Below are 18,160 nucleotides of genomic sequence, written 5' to 3' on the forward strand. Positions count from 1 at the left end.
TTAGGCCCTACTTAACCTAAACAGCTGCTTACAACGCAAAACTGGCCGGATAACCGGCCAGTTGTAACTACGATATTAAAGCTGGATTAAGCAGCTGCGCGCTGCTCCAGCGCGGTCACGTTTTCGCCACCGTTGATGACGATTTTACGTGGCTTCAGCGCTTCGGGAATCTCGCGCACCAGTTCGATGGTGAGCATGCCGTTATCAAAGCTGGCGCCGGTCACTTTGACATGGTTGGCCAGTTGGAAGCGCTGCTCGAAATCGCGTGCGGCGATGCCACGGTGCAGGTAGGTACGCTCGGTGGCGTCTTTCTGCTTGCGGCCCACCACGGTCAGCGAGTCACGCTCGAAGGTGATGTCGATTTCTTCGCGGCTGAAGCCGGCCAGTGCCATGACGATGCGGTACTGGTCATCCGAGACCAGCTCGATGTTGTATGGGGGATAGCTAGGGGTGTCATTGCGCTGGGCGTCGTTCAGCAGTTGTGCCAGGCGATCGAAGCCGATGGCGGAACGGTACAGTGGGGCGAGGTCAAAAGTACGCATGGTAAATATCCTTTTCAAGTTAAGCGATATGGTGGGGAGGTTTCCCCTCTCGCGGCCCCTACAATCAGGCAACCGCTGATCCCCATATAAGTCGGCCCAAAATGCTTTCAAGAGGTTTTTTAAAAAAATTTTTCGTTTCCTGCGTGCTACACTCTTCCTCTTGTTAACCGTTTTATCAAAAAATTATGTCCTTCACCCGCGCCGTACTTGCCGCCGTGCTGGCTACCGCCTTCAGCGCCCAGGCCGCTTCCGACCAGCCTTATCCGGGCACCATCGTCCTGAAAGTGGATGCATCCAACACCGCCCAGAATATTTTCCGCGTGCGCGAAAGCATCCCGGCCAAGCCGGGCAAACTGACGCTGCTGTATCCGCAATGGATCCCCGGTAACCACGGCCCGAGCGGCGCGCTCAACCAGTTCGCCGGTTTGAAAGTCAGCGCCAACGGCCAGCCGCTGGAATGGAAGCGCGATCCGGTGAATGTGTACGCCTTCAGCTTCACCGTGCCGAAGGGCGCCAGCAGCGTGGACGTGGAGTTCCAGTACCTGTCGCCGGTCGAGCCGAATCAAGGCCGCACCACCATGACCAACGATATCCTCGGCGTGCAATGGCAATCGGTCACGCTGTACCCGGCCGGCTACAACAGCCGCAAGATCACCGTGCAGCCGAACCTGACCGTGCCGGCCGGCTGGCAGTTCGGCAGCGCGCTGGAGCAGCAGGAACGCAAAGGTGATGAAGTCGCCTTCAAGCCGCTGGATCTGGAAACCCTGATCGACTCGCCGCTGTTTGCCGGCCGCTACTTCCGCCAGATCGACCTCGATCCGGGCGCGAAAATCCCGGTGCGCCTGAACGTGGTGGCCGACTCGCCGGAACAGCTGGAAGCAACGCCTGAACAAATCGCGCCGCACCGCGAGATGGTGCAGCAGGCTTACAAGCTGTTCAACTCGCAGCACTACAAGCACTACGATTTCCTGTTCGCGATCAGCGATGAATTCGGCGGCATCGGCCGCGAGCACCACCAGTCGAGCGAGAACGGCGTCAAGCTCGGCTACTTCACCGAGTGGAACAAGTACGAAGCACGCCGCGAATTGCTGTCGCACGAATTCACCCACTCGTGGAACGGCAAGTTCCGCCGCCCTGCCGGCCAGAACGTCCCGGACTTCAACACCCCGCTGCAAAACGAACTGCTGTGGGTGTACGAAGGCCAGACCCAGTACTGGGGCGCGGTGCTGGCCGCGCGCTCGGGCCTGATCAAGGCCGAACACACGCGCGACCTGATCGCCGCCACCGCCGCCCGCTACGACAACGTCAAGGGCCGCGAATGGCGCGCCGTGCAAGACACCGTCAACGATCCTATCGTCAACGCGCGCCGTCCACAGGGCTGGAACAACTGGCAGCGTGCCGAGGATTACTACTCGGAAGGCGAACTGATCTGGCTGGATGCCGACACCAAGATCCGCGAACTGTCGGGCGAGAAAAAATCGCTCAACGATTTCGCGCGCAGCTTCTTCGGTGTCGATGACGGCGTCAATGTCGCCAAGCACTACACCTTTGAAGACGTGGTGAAAGCCCTCAATGCGGTGCAGCCTTACGACTGGGCACAATTCCTGCGCAGCCGCCTCGACGGCCACGGCCCGGGCGCACCGCTGGACGGCCTGGCGCGCGCCGGCTGGAAGCTGGTCTACACCGAAAAACCAACCGACTTCCTCAAGGCGCAGGAAGACCTGAGCAAGTCGGCCAACTTCCAATACTCGCTGGGCTTCTCGGTGGCAGCCGATGGCAAGCTGGAAGCCTTCCAGTGGGAGGGCGTGGGCTTCAAGGCCGGCCTGGCCGGCGGCAACGTGGTGGTGGCGGTGAACGGCCGCGCCTACAAGCCGGAACTGCTGCGCGCAGCGGTAACGGCGGCCAAGGGTTCGAAAGAACCCATCAACCTGCTGATCAAAAAAGGCGCGCTGTATCAAACCGTGGCGCTGGACTACCACGATGGCCTGAAGTATCCGCGCCTTGAGCGCATCGACGGTACGACCGACCGTCTTGAAGCGATTCTGCAACCGTTGCAGTAACTTTCGGCAACACCAGGGGGCCTTGCTGATCGTGGCGTTTGGTGTATGCTGCGTCCATGAACAATGACACCGACATCCAACTAAGCGGCCCCTTCAAGGCCACCGACGGCTCCGGCCGTGCCCACGACGCCAAGGCGATCCGCATCTTCGACGAAGGTTACGGCGCCATCGACGTCTACGTCGACTTCAAGGCGCCGATTAGCGGCTTGCACAAAGACAAGGCGCTGATCAGCGCGGTGGTGGCACAGCTGCGCACCGTCGGCTACAAGGGCCCGGAGCTGACCGCCGGCGATCCGGTGCTGCAGGAAGGCCGTTTGCTGGTGCTGGAAGCGCCGGACGAGTTCACCGCTTTTGCTGTCAGCAAGGGCTGGAAAGACTTGTCGGAAGACTTCTAAAACAGGTAGCGGTCGGCCCAGGCCGCAATCAGGTTGGCGACATAGGCAGCATCTTCACGCTGCGTCAGCAAATGGTCGGCGCTGTCGAGCGAAATAAAACTTTTCGGATGCTTGGCCGCCGTGAAAATTTCCATGGCGTTGGCCAGGCCGACCGTGTCGTCGCCCGGCGCGTGCATCACCAGCAGCGCGCGCCGCAGACCGGCGATCATCCCCTTCAAATTGTGCTCGCCCGCATCTTCCACGAACTGCTGCTTGATGCGGAACGGCCGTCCCGCCAGTTGCACTTCCGCTTCGCCTTCTCGCGCGATTTCATCCAGGTGCTGGCTGAACATGCCGGTGATGGAGATGGTGGTGCTGGGCGCGGCAATGGTGACCACGGCCTTCACTTCCGGCATCTGCGCGGCCGACGCCAGCGCGGCGGCACCGCCGAGGCTGTGGCCGATGAGCAGGCGCGGCGCCTGGTAGTTGGCGCGTAGAAAATCGGCGGCGGCGACCAAGTCGGCCACGTTGGAGGAAAAGTTAGTGTTGGCAAACTCCCCCTCACTATCGCCGAGGCCGGTAAAATCGAAGCGCAGCACGGCGATGCCGTGTTCGGTGAGCGCCTGCGCCACGCGGCGCGCGGCAAACACGTCCTTGCCGCAAGTGAAGCAGTGGGCGAACAGCGCGTAGGCCTTGACCTCGCCGTCCGGCGCGTCGAGGCGCGCTGCCAGCTTGTGGCCGTGCGCGCCAATAAATTCTTGTCGTTGTGATTTCATAGAGGAATAGTCAATGCGTTACCAACACTACAAAGGCGGAATCTACGAGCTGGTGTGCGAAGCCACGCTCGAATCCGACCTCTCGACCATGATTGTATATCGCGCCGCCAACGGCAGCATCTGGTGCCGCCCGCGCGAGGTGTTCTTCGAGATGATCGAGGTTGATGGCAAGCAGGTGCAGCGCTTCAAGCCGATCGATTAAGCGTTAAATTATCCGAAGAATCCTTGCAGATACCAGCGCGGCTCGGGTTCCTTGGCGCTGGTGTCGCGTTCCTTGAATAGCCAGTAGTGGGCGTGGTCTTCGCCTTGGGCCATGAAGTAGTCGCGGGTTTGCATATCGCTCCACCAGCCCGCTTCGATGCGCTCGCCGGTGGAGCGGATGCGTAGCGGCGAGCCGTAGTAGGGTCGGTGGTCGCGCATCAGCAGCGGGATGGGTTTCGCCAGTAGCCATGTTGGGCGCGGCAGACTGCTCATGTCCGGCGGCAGTTGCGCGCGCGCTTCGGCAGGACGCACTTTTTGCTGGATGCTGAGCCATGTGTTGGCTTGCTCGGGGCGGTAGTCGGCGCTGGGCACGGCTTGCAGTACGTTCTCCGGGCCTAGCCGCGCGGCCAGTAATTCCAGTAATCGCTGCCAGTCTTCCTTGCTGCCGCCCGGCTCGGGGAACAGTGAATCGCTGAGCGGCGCCATCGGCTGCACTTGCGGCGCTTCTAGCTGCAGGCCGATAACCGGCGCATCCAGTTCTTGCTTGGCAAGGCGTTCTTTCAGCAGGCGCACGAGGTGCGTGTCTTTCCACGTGGGCTCGGCCAATACGATATCGATGGCGGTGGGCGGGCCGGCAGTGCGGCCGCGCTCGTGGTCGAGCAGCAGGCGGATGCGTTCGACGGCCAACTGGTGCACGCTCAGCCATCCGGTCAGTTGCAGTAGCAGGCGATGCGCGCCGAACAGCAGGGCTTCGGCGTTTTCAACGCGATCGAATAATTCCAGCCTGGCGTGGAAGCTGGCTGGGGCCGCCATCCATTCGTGCAACTCGGGACGCGCGCCGTGGGCGTCGTCCAGCATGTCCAGCAAGGCACGGCCGCAGCGGCGCTGCAAGCCGGGACGCGGCAAGCGGGATAGCTCGCCTAGCGTCATGCAGCCTATGCCCTCCAGCCAGCTTAGGTAGGGGCGTGCCGGTGGCAGCAAGTCGACCGGCAGTGCATCAAGGCGGCGCTCCAGCGAGGCCATCTTCAAAGTGCGACCGCCATTGCTGCGCGCCAGCAACCATGCGCCGCGCGCAGTGGGAGCGCAACTGAGCGAGCCGGTAAAGCCCAGCGCGCGCACGCTGTGCGCCACCTTGCGGCACAAGGCGCCGATGCCGCCAAACAGGCGCAGGCTGGCGCCGACATCAAGCAGCAGCGTGGCCTCTTCCGCCTCTGCCAGTTGCGGCGTGAATTGCAGCAGCGCCAGCGCAACCGCTTGCAGTGCCTCCCTCTCCTTCTCCGGCGCGCGCTGCTGGAACTGCGCTTGCGGCGCCAGCATGATGGCGCCGCCGCGCCGCAAGCCCGGCCGCACGCCCGCTGCATACGCGGCATCGGACAGCGCCATCACCCGCTCCTGCTCCAGCACGACGGTGCAGTTATCCGCCGACCAGCGCGGGCAAAATACCTCGAGCGGGAGCCGGGGCAGGTGTAGAGCGATCCAGAGGCGCATGGCGTTGAAGCAAAGAAGGCGTTAAGGGTAAGAACAAGGGCGTGTCGCGCTGCGGCCCTCGTCGCTTCACAAAGCCGATGTCGAGGCCGCCCGCCGCCGGTTTCAGTGACAGCCGCAGCGGCGCGGGTGAAGCTTCCTGCGCCGCCGCCAACGGCCGCAGCATGTAGAACAAGGTCTCGCCGCTTTGCGCCGCCAGGTGCAGGCGGCGCAGCGTTTCACCGCGCGCATGCTGCTGCCACAGCAGCAGCGCACCACAACAGCCGCTGCGCAGGATTTGCTCGGCGGCCCACAGCGCATCGCTGGCCTTGGCGCCGCTGCGCACCCACAGCAGTTGCGACGGCTCGATGCCCAAGGCCGCCAGCGCCAGCGCTTGCGGTGCGTGCGGCGGTTGCAGCAGCACGATGGGCCGTTTTTCCAGCGCGGCCAAGGCCGGCTGCAACAGGCGCAACTCGCCGATGCCGTGCTGCTGCACCAGCAGGTCGATCAAGGTGCCCACCGGCCAGCCGCCACCGGGCAGCTGCGCGGACAAGGCGGCAAAGCCAGTGTCCATGCAACGCGTGGTGCTACGGGCGAGTTGATCTGCCCGCCACAGGGACGGGTGCACGGCTTCCGGGAGTGTCATGGCATTGTATCGCAAATACTGTATAAATACACAGTACTCTTTGAACTCTGATTTGGCAAGGTTTATTCACGTTTGCTGTACCATGCGGTCAAGCTCATTATCAAAGGAAGCACTTTGCAAACCATACAATTGGTCGGCGCCGTCCTGTTCGGCTTGGCGCTGCTGCACACTTTTGCCGCCAAATCGTTCGAGATGCTGTCGCATCGCTATCCGCGCCATGCCGGGCTGTTCCACTTGCTGGGCGAGGTGGAGGTGGTGTTCGGCTTCTGGGCCTTCATGCTGATGCTGGCCATGGCCTTGCTCAACGGCGGCCAGACCGCGATTGCTTACGCAGAATCGCGCCACTACACCGAGCCGCTATTCGTGTTCGTGGTGATGGTGGTGGCGGCCTCGCGGCCGGTGCTGGAGATTGTGCAGCGGGTGTTGCTGGGGATTGCCAAGCAGATGCCAGTGGCGACGGAACTGGCGCTGGTGTGGCTGGGTCTGGCGCTGGTGCCGCTGACCGGATCGCTGATCACCGAGCCAGCCGCGATGACCTTGGCCGCGCTGATGCTGGCGCCGCTGATCTTCCGCGACGGCATGCCGGAGTGGTTGAAGTACGCGGCGCTGGGCGTGCTGTTCGTGAACATCTCGATCGGCGGCTTGCTCACGGCGTATGCCGCGCCGCCGGTGCTGATGGTGGCCGGCACGTGGAATTGGGATAGCGCCTACATGGCGGCGCACTTCGGCTGGAAGGCGGCGGTGGCGGTCATCATCAACGCCACGGCGATGAGCTTTTTACTGCGCAAGCATTTGCACGGAGCAGCCGGCACCGGCGTTGGCGAGGCGGGAGATGCTAAGCTACCAGTGCCGCTGGCCGTGGCACTCATTCACCTCGGATTCTTGGCGGCGCTGGTGGTGCTGGGCCATCACCCAGTGCTATTCCTCGGCATCTTCATGCTATTCCTCGGCTTCACCAGCGCTTACCAGCGCTATCAAAATCCATTGATTATCAAAGAAGGGCTGCTGGTCGGCTTCTTCCTCGCCGGGCTGGTGGTGCTGGGCGGGATGCAGCAATGGTGGCTGCAACCGATCGTCGAAAGCCTGTCGCCGCTGGCCCTGTTCTTCGGCGCGATGAGCCTGACTGCGATTACCGACAACGCCGCCCTCACCTACCTCGGCTCGCTGATCAACGGCATTTCGGCGGACGCGCAATACATGCTGGTGGCCGGCGCAGTCACGGGCGGCGGCCTGACCGTCATCGCCAACGCCCCCAATCCAGCCGGCGCCTCGCTGCTACGCCGCGGTTTCCGCGACGAATCGATCGGCACCTTGGGCCTCCTGGCCGGTGCCCTCCTGCCAACCGCCGTCGCCGCGCTGGCTTTCCTGCTGCTTTAAGCTACTTGATATCGGGCGGGGCCAGATAAACAGCGTTGGCGGCGCTGAGGCTCGCCTTCACGGCCTTGGAGACATCATCGATGATAATCTCTTCAAGGCCGCCCTCGATACCGTCCAGCGCGGTATTCACCACCGACTCCGCGGTCAGCTTGGCCACTTGCAGATCCTTGGTGAGATCCGTGTCGATGAAGCCGACATGCATGCCGCTAACCAGGATATCGGTCTCCTTCAGCTCAACACGCAAGGCGTTGGTGAAGCTCCACTCGGCCGACTTCGAAGCGGCGTACGCTGCCAGCAGCGGCTTGGCGATCCACGACGCCACCGACAAGACGTTGAGAATCGCGCCTGCGCCGTTGCGCAGCAGCGCCGGCGCAAACGCTTGCGTCACGCGCACGGTGCCGAAGTAATTGGTATCGAACATGGCATGGGCGTCGTCCAAGCCCGCCGGATCAAGTACCGACTTTTCGTAGCGGGCAATGCCGGCATTGTTAAGCAAGAAGTTCACGTCGCCGCATTGTTCCGCCGCCGCTTTAATGCTTGCCGGATCATGCAGATCCACTTTGACCGCGATCATTCCCGGCTCGCTAAAACCGGCGGTGTCGCGCATGCCGGCATATACTTTTTTAGCGCCACGCGCGACCAAGGCGCGGGCAAACGCCAATCCCAGGCCGCGATTCGCTCCCGTTACCAGCACGATCGATTGTTCGATTTTCATGTTGAATACTCCTTGTGGTTTCAAAATTATTTCAAAGCGTGCAGCAGGGCTGACGTCGAGAGAATTGCGCTGGCATAGGTCGGGCCGTTGATGTGGTGCGCCGCATGCATCGCTTCCTTGCTGAAGGCCGCCGTGGCGTCAGTGATCAGCGTGACCTGGTAGCCCAGCTCCATGGCAAACTTCGCGGTGGTCTCAATGCAGGTATTGGCAAGCAGGCCGATGATGATCACCTTGCGGATGCCGTGCTGACGCAGCAGGATGTCGAGATCGGTATTTGCGAAGCCGCTGGACGCCCAGTGCTCCTTGGCGATGATGTCGCCGTCTTGCGGGACAAAATCCGGGTGCCACTCGCCGCCCCAGGTGTCCTTGCCGAACACTTGGATCTTGGCCGCGCTTTGCTGGTAGGGCGTGGCGCACTGCCAGTGATCCATGTCTCCCGGCTCGGCGCGATGATGGGGAACATAAAAAACCCGGATGCCCGCCGCGCGCACGGCGGCCACCACGGATTTCATATTCGGCACCAGGTTCTGTGCCTCCGCACTCTCCTTCACCGGCGGCCACAGCTTGCCGCCCTCGCTCAGAAAGTCGTTGTAGGGATCGACCAGCAGCAAGGCGGTGTCGGATGCTGCGTACTTGGCGCTGCTCATTGCATTCTCCTTTTGTTGCATGAGTGGTTCACAAGGTGCCCGGTGTGGTTCAAAGTTTAGTGAGGCAAAGGCCTACGGCGCGAGTAAATCTTTGCTAAGCCTTGCTAAGGAGAAGATTGGGCATGCCGCACGGCAAGACCATTTATAAGGATTTATTTCGTTTTACTAACACCTGGCGACGCGTCTCCCTATCATGGGATCTGTGCAGGATTCCCATGTAACCCACTACCATTATCAGGAGGCGCATCATGCTGGGATTAACGTCTTTAGGTGTCATCCATACCGCGATTAGCCTGGTCGCAGTCGGCGCAGGAGTGATCGGCCTGGCGCGCGACAAGCGCATCGACCTGAGCAACGGGGCCGGTAAAACCTACCTGGTCATGACGGTGCTGACCTGCCTGACCGGCTTCGGCATCTTCCAGCATGGCGGTTTCGGCAAGCCGCATGCGCTGGGGGTGCTTACGCTCATCGTGCTGGCCGCCGCGTGGGTGATCCGCGAGCGCGTCGCGCTGCAAGCCGTGCTGCTGTCGGTGACGTTCTTCTTCCACATGATCCCGGCGGTGACCGAGACGCTGACCCGCTTGCCGGCAGGCGCCCCGCTACTCGCAGACGCGGAAGCGCCCGAGCTGAAAGCCATTACCGGCGTGATGCTGATCCTGCTGGTGATCGGCGCAACGCTGCAAGTGCGCCGCCTCAATCATGGCCGCAAGTCGGCCAGCAAGGCTGCCGCCGCCTGAAGGTCGCGCGTGCCGTGGCCCTCATCAAACTGCTCATAAACCGGCTTGAGCAAGGCAAAGGCGGATTCGTCCCGCCCTTGCCCGTACCACAGGGCCGCGAGCGACATTGCCACCCGCAGCTCGAATCCCCTTGCGCCTTGGGCGCGGGCGATCTGCAACGCTGATTGCAGTTGCGATTCGGCGGCCGCCGCATCGCTGGTGGACAGCGCCTGGTGGCGGACGATCTCCGCGAGGCACCAGCCGGCGCGGCCATCCGCAGCGCGCTGGACTGCATGCTGCGTCAGCAACGCAGGATGCAAGCTGGCCATCACCTCCGCTTGCAGCGGCCCGAAGAACGGACTTTGCTCAAGCACGCTCAAGGGCTCGCGCGCGCCGTCATGCGGCGCGTATTCAAGCAGCCAGGCCGCCTGGAATAGCCGGCCCCAGTAATGCCAGTTCGGCAGCATGGCGCGGCTGGACAGGTCGAGCAGCATGGCCGTCCACCGCAGAAGCACGTCCTTGGCTCCGCTCCAAGAGGCGACAGAACAGCCGACCGTCAGCGCAAAGCACAGCGAGATGCTGTGCCCCACTTCCTGCCCTTCCTGGACGGCAGCGCTGGTCACCTTCATGGCCTGCTCCGGGAAGCCCTGCATCCACAGCACCAGTGACTGGATGGCCAGCGATGAGACGCGCTGATCGAACTGGAAGCCATTGTTTTGCGCCCGCGCCGCGTGCGTCAACGGGTGGGCCGCCACCAGGTCAGCATAGGTGCGGGCCTCGTCCTGCCTGCCGAGGTAGTGCAGCGCCAGCGACTTCAGGCGCGCGTGAATGACTTTTTCGGCTTCCCCGGCGTACTGGTTGGCGTAACTGCCGAATTGCTCCGCGAAGCCGAGGGCGTGCGCGTAGTCCCCGCGGAAGATGGCATCCGTAAAGGCGCCCCACAGGCCGCGCATGTAGCTGCCGATGTCGGCCAGTTGCTCGGCCAGCCGCAGCGTGGTGGCGAACGCCGTGGTGCACTCGGCGTCGCCGCCGTGCGTGTGCAGCAGCGTGTGCCCCAGTGCCAGGTTCAGCTGCATTTCCCAGCGGGTTTCGCCGGGATGGTCGCGCGCAACGGCCGCCAGCGCCGTTCCCAGCCGCTGGCGATATTCGCTCATCAGGGAGAGCTGGTACCAGAGCGGCGCCGACAGCATGGTCAGCGTGACGCCCACCACCGCATCACCGCCGGGGCCGAAGGCCCAGTCCAGGCCGGCGCGCACGTGATCAATGCTGCGGCCATACTGGGCCAGCCAGTCTTTGGTGGAGCGCGATTCCCAGTCCGGCTGGGCGTTGCCGAGCAGCCGGCAGCAGTAGTCGGCATAGCGGCGCGCCATCATATTCGTGCTGCCCGCATCGGCAAGTTTTTCGCCGGCATAGGCGCGCGTCGTGTCCAGCAAGCGGTACTGCATGGTGTCCTGGTCAGCCTCCGTGCTGAGCAATGACTTGGCGTGCAAGTTGGCCAATCCCTCCAGCGCCTTGGCCTTGGTGATGCCGTCGCAGGTGGCGATGTCGACGGCCGCCTCCAGCGTAAAACTTCCCCTGAAGATGGCGAAGCGCTGTAGCAGCAGCTGCTCATCGGCAGGCAGCCGGTCAAAGCTCCAATCCAGTGTCGCGCGCAAGGTTTGATGGCGCGGCAACGCCGTGCGGCGGCCGCGAACCAGCGTGTTGAAACAGTCCGCCAACTGCGCCGACAGCCCGGCAATGCCGAAGAAATCGGCCCGCCCGGCCGCCAGCTCGATTGCGAGGGGAATGCCATCGAGGCGCCGGCATATGTCGACGATGTGCCGTAGATTTTCAGCGGAAAGCTCAAGGCCATTCATGCTGGCCATGGCGCGCTCGGCGAACAGTTGTACCGAGGGATATAACAGCGCGTCGTCGCGCGAGACAGCCGCCGGCGGCACGGCCAGCGCCTCCAGCCGCAGCAGCCTCTCGCCGGCAGCGCGCAAGGGCTCGCGGCTGGTGGCCAGAATATGCAGCGGCGGGCTATCCGCCAGTAGTTGCTCGACCAGCCCGGCGACCGAGTCGAGGACGTGCTCGCAACTGTCAAAAATCAGGATGGCTTGCTTGTCCCGCAGGAAGGCCCGCAGCGACGGCAGCGGGTCGTCGCCCAGCACCGGCAGGCCCAGCGCCACCGCCACCGTACTGACCACCAGCCGGCCATCGGTCACCGGCGCCAGGTCGAGGAAATAGACGTGTTCAGCGAATATCGGCGCCAGCGTCTCCGCCACCGCCAGCGCCACCGTTGTCTTGCCGATGCCGCCGGGGCCTACGATGGTGACGCAGCGATGCTCCCCCACCAGGCCCGCCAGTTGCTCACAGACCTGGTCGCGGCCGATCAGGCGGGTTTGCAGCATGGGCAAACGCACGATGTCCTTGTGCAGGACGGTGGTACGGATATCATGAGAAATCCGGGTGACCGGCGCAACAAAGCTATAGCCGCGCCCGACAACGTTCTCCACGTAGCGCATGCCGTTGTCGTCTGGACACAGTACTTTCCTGAGCGTCCCTATGTGAACGCGCAGGTTGTTTTCTTCGACCACGGTACTCGGCCAGACGCGCGCAATGAGCTCTTCCTTGCTCACGACTTCGCCGGCCCGCTCGATCAGGGCCAGCAGCAAATCGAAGGCGCGCCCGCTCAGCTGTACCGGCCGCCCATCATTGAGCAACAGCCTGTGCGACGGGGCAAGGCGATACGGCCCAAAGGCTAGCTCAGGCTCAACGTGGGCGGCGCCAGCGTTTTCCATGATGTTTCCTGTGTCGTCAGTTTCCACCATTGTTACCTTCTGAGGGAAATACCGCAATTCCCTGTTATGGGTACGCCGGGGCAGTTAACACGAATTTATATCGCTTTAGTCACGCCTGCGATCAATTCTTTCTACAATAGTTTCCATGGACGCCCTACCCGCCACTCAGCCCAAGTTCTGCCCGGTCTTCATTTTGCCCGAGGCCTTGAACTCATGCGCCGAAGACGCTGCGCGCGCGATCGTGGATTTACTGCTGAATCCACCGATACCCGGCCTCGTGATTGGCCCTGTGTTCGTGCTCGACGGCACAGGCATCGTCGACCTGCGCGAGAGCTACACCGAGTGCATGCACGGCCGTTCTTTCGCCGGCGCATTTGCTGCCAGCAGTGCCTGCCAGGAAAGCGCCGTCCTCGCTGGCGGCGCGGTCATTGGCGAGGGGCTGCCGCTTGCCGACGGCATGGCAACGCCACTGATGATCGAAGTGGATGGCGATACCGCCTTGGATCCTGGACTGCCCACGACGGCAAGCACCGGCTTCATGGTCGCGTGCAGCGACGCCAGGATGATGCTTAGCCTGGCGGCCCGCCATGCCGGTGCGCCAGCTTGCTACGTGCAGGCACGCGAAGAGGACATGCCCCTCGCCCGCCTGCTCGGCGCCGTCTTGAGGGACAACGGCAGCCATCTCAAAATTTCTTCCACTGCGCCCGATTGCGCATGGCTGCTAGGCGCCGAGTTGGCCGATTCCTTGCCGTAGGTTTCAAGGACGCTGGTGACGCGCGAAAAACTCCAGCATCATCTTGCTGGCGTCGGGGGCTGCCTTGGCGGTGAAGGGTTGCGTTGCGTCGCCGCCGCTCCATGCGTGTTCCAGTTGTTCGATGCGGGCCACGCGCAGCATGAGCTTTCGGCCGGCGTAGAAGTCGTGCATGGTGCTGCGTGGCTTGCTGGTGATTTTCGCTGGGCCGGTGAGGCGGTTTAGCAGCAGGCTTTGGCGCGCTAATTGCGCTTGGTTGACGGGACGAACGACGGTGTCGCTTTCGCCTTGGAGCAGGATGGCGGGCATGCCGGGGAAGTCCGGTTGCCGGAGCAGGATTTCGTGGGCGGCGACGTCGGCGCGCGGGCCGGCGCCATGGTGCATGATGCCGATGCCGGTGAGTGCGTTGCGTCCTGCGCCAAACACGGGGCCGGAGTGAAGGCCGACGGCGGCGAATAGTCTTGGGTGGTTCAGTGCGAGGATGTTGGCCATGCCGGCGCCGGCCGAGATGCCTGCGACGTAGATGCGGCGGCGGTTGACGGCGTATTGCGTTGTCACCTTGTGGATCATGCTGATGATAGTGGGGGCGTCACCGCCACCGGCTTGCGTGGCGGGGTCATACCATTTCCAGCAGCGTTGGGCGTGGTGGCTGGTGAGTTGTTGCGGATAGAGGACTGCGTAGCCGTGTTTTTCGGCGCGCAGGTTCATGCGCGTGCCTTGGGCGAATTGAGTGGCGGTTTGCTGGCAGCCGTGCAGCATGACGATCAGACCTTCGGGCGGGGAAAGGCTGTTTGGCAGATAGAGCCAGTAGCGCATTTGCTGCCCGGCTGCGGTGAGGACGTGGGAGGAGAGCCATTTGCCCGGAGCGTGCGTGGTGACGCCGCCGCGCACTGTGGCCACAACGCGGGGCTTGGCGGCGGCGCGTTTGCGCTTTGGCTTAGGCGGCGTGGTTGCGGCGGCGGTGACGGTGGTGATTAGTTTGGCCGTGCGGGCGCCGGCGCGGAGTAGGCTTCGCAGCAGCTTGCCGGTGTTGACTTTCATCGCAACGTCCTCCTGTTGCAAATCAGTCTACCGGAAAGCTGCCGCGCGCAGCGTACGGCAGCGCGCTTAGCGCTGCATGGACTCCCACACTTTCTGCAAGCGCTTGGCCGATACCGGCATCGGCGTGCGCAGTTCTTGCGCGAATAGCGACACGCGCAATTCTTCCAGCATCCAGCGGAATTCCACCATTTTCGGATCGGTGTTTTTGCCGGCCGATTTGTCGCGGTTGGCGCGCTGCCAGGCGGCTGCGGCTTGCTGCCACTCGGCCATCAACTTGGTGTCGCGCGATGGATCGCCGCGCAGTTTTTCGATGCGGACGTTCATCGCTTTCAGGTAGCGTGGGAAGTGCGACAGTTGGCTGTACTCATTCTCTTGCAGGAAGCGCTTGTGCACGAGGCCTTGCAGTTGCTGTTGCATGTCTTGCGCCGCCTGCTGCGGCAAGCCTTGCAGGCGCTTCGGCAGGCCGTGGAACTCGGTCAGCACTTGCGACAGCAGGCGCGCGATCTCGTTCACCAGCAGCACCAGGCGCGATTTGCCTTCATCTTTGCGCTTGGCGAAGCTGGCGGCGTCGATCGGCAGCGGGTCTTGCAGGCACGCGATGTCCAGCGCCTTGTTGATGATTTGTTCGCGCAGTTCCTCCTGCGTGCCCATGCTCATGAATTGCATGCCCATTTGTTGCAGGTTCGGGATGCTTTTTTCAATGAACTTGATCTGGTCTTTCATTTGCAGCGCGAACAGGCGGCGCAGGCCGATGCGGTGGGTACGTGCCGCTACCGTTGGATCGTCGAAGACTTCGAGGTCGCAGTGCGTGCCCTTGTCTACCAGTGCTGGGAAACCGATCAGCGTGAGTTTGCCTTGGGCGATTTCCAGCAGTTCTGGAAGTTCGCCAAATGTCCACGAGGTCAGGTTCGTTAGCGTGATGTTGTTGGTCGTCGGCGCGGCGGCAGCGGCAGGAGCAGCTTTCGCAGGCACCACGGCGCGGGCGGCGACTGTCGATTGCGGGCCGGAGGCTTCGGCCATTTTTTGGAAGCTCTCGCGCGCCTGCGTGCCGTATTCCGCTTGCAGCGTGGCGAGGTTGCGGCCCATGTCCAACTGACGGCCATGCTCGTCGATCACTTTGAAATTCATGAAGTGGTGAGCAGGCAGCGTCTCCGGCTTGAAGTCGGTGGTCAGCGGCGTGATCGTGATCTGTTTGCGGATGTCGGCGATGATGGCGTCAATCAGCTCGCCACGGCCGAAGGCATGCGCCTCTTCCACGCGCTCGCAGAACTTGGCCGCGTAATCCGGCAGCGGTACGCAATGACGGCGCAGTTTCTGCGGCAGGGATTTCAGCAGCAGGTGCACCTTCTCCTTCAACATGCCCGGCACCAGCCATTCGCAACGCTCGCGCGACAGCTGGTTCAAGGCATACAGCGGCACGGCCAGCGTCACACCATCACGCACGCTGCCCGGCTCGAAGTGATACGTCAGCGCCAGCTCAAGGCCGGCTGCGTTCATCTTTTTCGGGAACAGGTCTGTAGTGACGCCTGCGGCCTCGTGGCGCATCAGTTCATCGCGGTTCAGGAACAGCAGTTTCGGTTCCTTGGCGGTTACGTCCTTGTGCCACTTCTCGAAGCCCGCGCCATTGACCACCTCCGCCGGAATCAGCTTGTCGTAGAAGGCAGCGATCAGTTCATCGTCCACCAGCACGTCCTGGCGACGCGACTTGTGTTCGAGGTTCTCGATCTCTTTTACCAGCTTGTGGTTGTGCGCGAAGAACGGCGCACGGGTGTCGTAGTCGCCGCCAACCAGCGCATCGCGAATGAAAATCTCGCGCGCTTCGGTTGGATTGAACAAACCGTAGTTGATGCGGCGCTGGCTGTAGACCACCAAACCGTAAAGCGTCGCGCGCTCCGATGCAGTCACCTGCGCCGAACGCTTTTCCCAGCGCGGCTCGCCCCATGATTTTTTCAGCAGGTGGCCGCCGACCTTCTCCAGCCATTCCGGCTGAATCTGCGCGATGCAGCGAGCGTACAGGCGAGTGGTGTCCACCAGTTCCGCCGCCATGATCCACTTACCCGGCTTTTTGCTCAGCGAAGAACCCGGCCAGATATTGAACTTGATGCCGCGCGCGCCGAGGAAGCCCGGATCGTCTTCCTGCTTGAAGCCGATATTACCCAGCAAACCAGTCAGCAGCGCGAGGTGCAGGTTCTCGTACGTGGCAGGCGTTTCGTTCAAGCGCCAGCCCTGCTCTTTGACGATGGTGAGCACTTGCGAGTGCACGTCGCGCCATTCGCGCAGGCGCAGTTGCGACAGGAAGTTGGTGCGGCAGTTGTCCTGCAATTGGCGATTGGTCTTCTTGTGCTCAATCGCGTTTTCGAACCAGTTCCAAATCTTGATGTAGCTGAGGAACTCGGACTTCTCGTCGGCGAACTTCTTATGCGCTTCGTCAGCGGCCTGCTGGTGCTCCAGCGGACGATCGCGCGGATCCTGCACCGACAAGGCGGAAGCAATGATCAGCACTTCCTTCAGACAGACGTTATCCAGCGCGGCCAGAATCATGCGGCCTACGCGCGGATCGAGCGGTAGCTTGGCCAGCTTCTTGCCGAGTGGCGTGATCTGGTTGTATTCATCGACAGCGCCCAGTTCTTGCAGCAGCTGGTAGCCGTCCGCAATCGCGCGCGCCAGCGGCGGTTCAATGAACGGGAAGGTCTCCACATCAGCCAGATGCAGGGTCTTCATGCGCAGAATGACAGAAGCCAGCGACGAACGCAGAATCTCCGGCTCGGTAAATTTAGGACGCTGCAGGAAGTCCTGCTCGTCGTACAGGCGGATACACACGCCATCGGCCACGCGGCCGCATCGGCCGGCGCGCTGGTTGGCGGCCGACTGCGCAATCGGCTCGATCTGCAGCTGCTCGACCTTGTTGCGATAGCTGTAGCGCTTCACGCGCGCCAGGCCCGCGTCCACCACGTAGCGGATGCCCGGCACGGTCAGCGAAGTCTCGGCCACGTTGGTGGAGAGGACGATACGGCGCGCGTTGGTCAGCTTGAACACGCGCTCCTGCTCCTCGGCCGACAAGCGGGCGAACAGCGGCAGGATTTCCACGTGCGGAGGATGGTGCTTGCGTAGCGCTTCGGCGGCGTCGCGGATTTCGCGTTCGCCCGGCAGGAACACGAGAATGTCGCCGGAGCCGATGCGGGCCAGTTCGTCGACGCCATCCACCACTGCATCCATCAGGTCGCGCTTCTCGCGGGCGGCGGCGGTGCGGGCGCCCTTGCCTTCGGCGTTGGCGATGGCGGCGGCATTGGCGCCAGCCGGCACGTCGCTCTCGATCGGACGATAGCGCACTTCCACCTTGTACAGGCGGCCCGACACCTCGATCACCGGCGCCGGCTTCTCCGGCGTGCCGAAATGGCGCGCGAAGCGGTCGGCATCGATGGTCGCCGAGGTGATGATGATCTTCAGGTCAGGACGGCGCGGCAGCAGCTGTTTCAGGTAGCCGAGCAGGAAGTCGATGTTCAGGCTACGTTCGTGCGCCTCGTCGATGATGATGGTGTCGTAGGCCTTGAGCAGCGGATCGCTTTGCGTCTCGGTCAGCAGGATACCGTCGGTCATCAGCTTGACCGAAGCGCCCTTTTGCAGCGTGTCGGCGAAGCGCACCTTGAAGCCCACGTGTTCGCCCAGCGGCGAGCCCAGTTCCACGGCGATGCGCTTGGCGGTCGACGAGGCGGCGATACGGCGCGGCTGGGTGTGGCCGATCAAGCCTTTTTGTCCGCGTCCCAGTTCCAGGCAAATCTTCGGCAGCTGGGTGGTTTTACCGGAGCCAGTTTCACCCGAAACGATGATGACTTGATTATTTTGCAGCGCTTCCGCAATCTCGTGGCGACGGCCGGACACCGGCAGGTCTTCCGGGAAGGTGATAGGCGGCAGCGGGTTGCGGAAGTTCCGTTCAGCCTCGCGCGCTGCCAGCTCCTCCGGCGTCAGACGTGGTCGCGGAGGACGAGAAGTAGCGTTTTGCGGACGGCTAGACGGATTTTTTGGCTTGTTACTGGCTTCTGACATTGTTTTTTACAAAGGTATTTGGCGCG

General features: G+C 62.6%; 15 protein-coding genes. 6 read left to right on the top strand and 9 right to left on the bottom strand.

The window, feature by feature from the left end; translation table 11 throughout:
* Positions 1-86: 86 nt before the first annotated feature.
* A complete protein-coding gene (locus tag GTP45_RS16540) occupies positions 87-542 on the bottom strand; it encodes an Hsp20 family protein (protein ID WP_161014987.1) in 456 nt (151 codons plus the stop codon).
* 185 nt (positions 543-727) lie between these two features.
* Between GTP45_RS16540 and GTP45_RS16545 the strand changes: the two genes are divergently transcribed.
* Together GTP45_RS16545 and GTP45_RS16550 are read left to right on the top strand one after the other, a co-directional pair.
* Positions 728-2,602, top strand: a complete 1,875-nt coding sequence (locus GTP45_RS16545; protein ID WP_161014988.1) for a M61 family metallopeptidase — start codon at positions 728-730, stop codon at positions 2,600-2,602.
* Between the two features lie 56 nt (positions 2,603-2,658).
* Positions 2,659-2,997, top strand: a complete 339-nt coding sequence (locus GTP45_RS16550; protein ID WP_161014989.1) for a hypothetical protein — start codon at positions 2,659-2,661, stop codon at positions 2,995-2,997.
* Here GTP45_RS16550 and GTP45_RS16555 read toward each other — a convergent pair.
* Entirely contained in the window at positions 2,994-3,752 is a 759-nt protein-coding gene (locus GTP45_RS16555; protein WP_161014990.1) for an alpha/beta hydrolase family protein, read from the bottom strand. The genes GTP45_RS16550 and GTP45_RS16555 overlap by 4 nt on opposite strands.
* A 13-nt stretch (positions 3,753-3,765) precedes the next feature.
* On the opposite strand from GTP45_RS16555, the gene GTP45_RS16560 reads away from it, so the two are divergent.
* Positions 3,766-3,954, top strand: a complete 189-nt coding sequence (locus tag GTP45_RS16560; protein ID WP_161014991.1) for a DUF1653 domain-containing protein — start codon at positions 3,766-3,768, stop codon at positions 3,952-3,954.
* 8 nt (positions 3,955-3,962) lie between these two features.
* On the opposite strand, the gene GTP45_RS16565 is transcribed toward GTP45_RS16560, so the two are convergent.
* The gene (locus GTP45_RS16565) at positions 3,963-5,441 is read right to left on the bottom strand and encodes a Y-family DNA polymerase (RefSeq protein ID WP_161014992.1); all 1,479 of its coding nucleotides are present in this window, start codon (positions 5,439-5,441) and stop codon (positions 3,963-3,965) included.
* On the bottom strand, positions 5,368-6,063 hold the full coding sequence (gene imuA / locus GTP45_RS16570; RefSeq protein WP_161014993.1) for a translesion DNA synthesis-associated protein ImuA: 696 nt from the start codon (positions 6,061-6,063) through the stop codon (positions 5,368-5,370). The genes GTP45_RS16565 and imuA overlap by 74 nt, the downstream gene beginning before the upstream one ends.
* 114 nt (positions 6,064-6,177) lie before the next feature.
* Here imuA and GTP45_RS16575 point away from each other — a divergent pair, with 114 nt between their 5' ends.
* On the top strand, positions 6,178-7,440 hold the full coding sequence (locus tag GTP45_RS16575) for a putative Na+/H+ antiporter (RefSeq protein WP_161014994.1): 1,263 nt from the start codon (positions 6,178-6,180) through the stop codon (positions 7,438-7,440).
* Position 7,441: 1 nt separating this feature from the next.
* Here the strand turns inward: GTP45_RS16575 and GTP45_RS16580 are convergent, their stop codons facing one another.
* Positions 7,442-8,155, bottom strand: a complete 714-nt coding sequence (locus GTP45_RS16580) for an SDR family oxidoreductase (protein WP_161014995.1) — start codon at positions 8,153-8,155, stop codon at positions 7,442-7,444.
* Between the two features lie 26 nt (positions 8,156-8,181).
* Entirely contained in the window at positions 8,182-8,802 is a 621-nt protein-coding gene (locus GTP45_RS16585; protein WP_161014996.1) for a cysteine hydrolase family protein, read from the bottom strand.
* Between the two features lie 248 nt (positions 8,803-9,050).
* Between GTP45_RS16585 and GTP45_RS16590 the strand changes: the two genes are divergently transcribed.
* Positions 9,051-9,539 carry a DUF2306 domain-containing protein gene (locus tag GTP45_RS16590; RefSeq protein ID WP_161014997.1) on the top strand — a complete coding sequence of 163 codons (489 nt, stop codon included), beginning with the start codon at positions 9,051-9,053 and terminating at the stop codon, positions 9,537-9,539.
* On the opposite strand, the gene GTP45_RS16595 is transcribed toward GTP45_RS16590, so the two are convergent.
* The gene (locus tag GTP45_RS16595; RefSeq protein ID WP_161014998.1) at positions 9,500-12,298 is read right to left on the bottom strand and encodes an ATP-binding protein; all 2,799 of its coding nucleotides are present in this window, start codon (positions 12,296-12,298) and stop codon (positions 9,500-9,502) included. The genes GTP45_RS16590 and GTP45_RS16595 overlap by 40 nt on opposite strands.
* Positions 12,299-12,443: 145 nt before the next feature.
* Between GTP45_RS16595 and GTP45_RS16600 the strand changes: the two genes are divergently transcribed.
* Positions 12,444-13,052, top strand: a complete 609-nt coding sequence (locus GTP45_RS16600) for a hypothetical protein (protein WP_161014999.1) — start codon at positions 12,444-12,446, stop codon at positions 13,050-13,052.
* A gap of 3 nt (positions 13,053-13,055) precedes the next feature.
* Here the strand turns inward: GTP45_RS16600 and GTP45_RS16605 are convergent, their stop codons facing one another.
* Both GTP45_RS16605 and hrpA read right to left on the bottom strand, forming a co-directional pair.
* Positions 13,056-14,090 (bottom strand): extracellular catalytic domain type 1 short-chain-length polyhydroxyalkanoate depolymerase, encoded by a 1,035-nt coding sequence (locus GTP45_RS16605; protein ID WP_229258512.1) that lies wholly within the window; start codon positions 14,088-14,090, stop codon positions 13,056-13,058.
* A 66-nt stretch (positions 14,091-14,156) separates the two neighbouring features.
* Entirely contained in the window at positions 14,157-18,134 is a 3,978-nt protein-coding gene (gene hrpA / locus GTP45_RS16610) for an ATP-dependent RNA helicase HrpA (protein WP_161015000.1), read from the bottom strand.
* Between the last annotated feature and the right edge of the window lie 26 nt (positions 18,135-18,160).

Origin of the sequence: Duganella rivi (genome assembly GCF_009857435.1) — a bacterium.
Taxonomy (GTDB): domain Bacteria; phylum Pseudomonadota; class Gammaproteobacteria; order Burkholderiales; family Burkholderiaceae_D; genus Rugamonas; species Rugamonas rivi.

What these genes read in the sequence shown, in the direction of transcription:
- GTP45_RS16550 (WP_161014989.1), top strand. Translation starts at nt 2,659, where the DNA reads ATGAACAATGACACCGACATCCAACTAAGCGGCCCCTTCAAGGCCACC.
- GTP45_RS16580 (WP_161014995.1), bottom strand. Translation starts at nt 8,155, where the DNA reads ATGAAAATCGAACAATCGATCGTGCTGGTAACGGGAGCGAATCGCGGC.
- GTP45_RS16590 (WP_161014997.1), top strand. Translation starts at nt 9,051, where the DNA reads ATGCTGGGATTAACGTCTTTAGGTGTCATCCATACCGCGATTAGCCTG.
- GTP45_RS16540 (WP_161014987.1), bottom strand. Translation starts at nt 542, where the DNA reads ATGCGTACTTTTGACCTCGCCCCACTGTACCGTTCCGCCATCGGCTTC.
- GTP45_RS16555 (WP_161014990.1), bottom strand. Translation starts at nt 3,752, where the DNA reads ATGAAATCACAACGACAAGAATTTATTGGCGCGCACGGCCACAAGCTG.
- GTP45_RS16565 (WP_161014992.1), bottom strand. Translation starts at nt 5,441, where the DNA reads ATGCGCCTCTGGATCGCTCTACACCTGCCCCGGCTCCCGCTCGAGGTA.
- GTP45_RS16545 (WP_161014988.1), top strand. Translation starts at nt 728, where the DNA reads ATGTCCTTCACCCGCGCCGTACTTGCCGCCGTGCTGGCTACCGCCTTC.
- imuA (WP_161014993.1), bottom strand. Translation starts at nt 6,063, where the DNA reads ATGACACTCCCGGAAGCCGTGCACCCGTCCCTGTGGCGGGCAGATCAA.
- hrpA (WP_161015000.1), bottom strand. Translation starts at nt 18,134, where the DNA reads ATGTCAGAAGCCAGTAACAAGCCAAAAAATCCGTCTAGCCGTCCGCAA.
- GTP45_RS16600 (WP_161014999.1), top strand. Translation starts at nt 12,444, where the DNA reads ATGGACGCCCTACCCGCCACTCAGCCCAAGTTCTGCCCGGTCTTCATT.
- GTP45_RS16585 (WP_161014996.1), bottom strand. Translation starts at nt 8,802, where the DNA reads ATGAGCAGCGCCAAGTACGCAGCATCCGACACCGCCTTGCTGCTGGTC.
- GTP45_RS16595 (WP_161014998.1), bottom strand. Translation starts at nt 12,298, where the DNA reads ATGGAAAACGCTGGCGCCGCCCACGTTGAGCCTGAGCTAGCCTTTGGG.
- GTP45_RS16605 (WP_229258512.1), bottom strand. Translation starts at nt 14,090, where the DNA reads ATGAAAGTCAACACCGGCAAGCTGCTGCGAAGCCTACTCCGCGCCGGC.
- GTP45_RS16560 (WP_161014991.1), top strand. Translation starts at nt 3,766, where the DNA reads ATGCGTTACCAACACTACAAAGGCGGAATCTACGAGCTGGTGTGCGAA.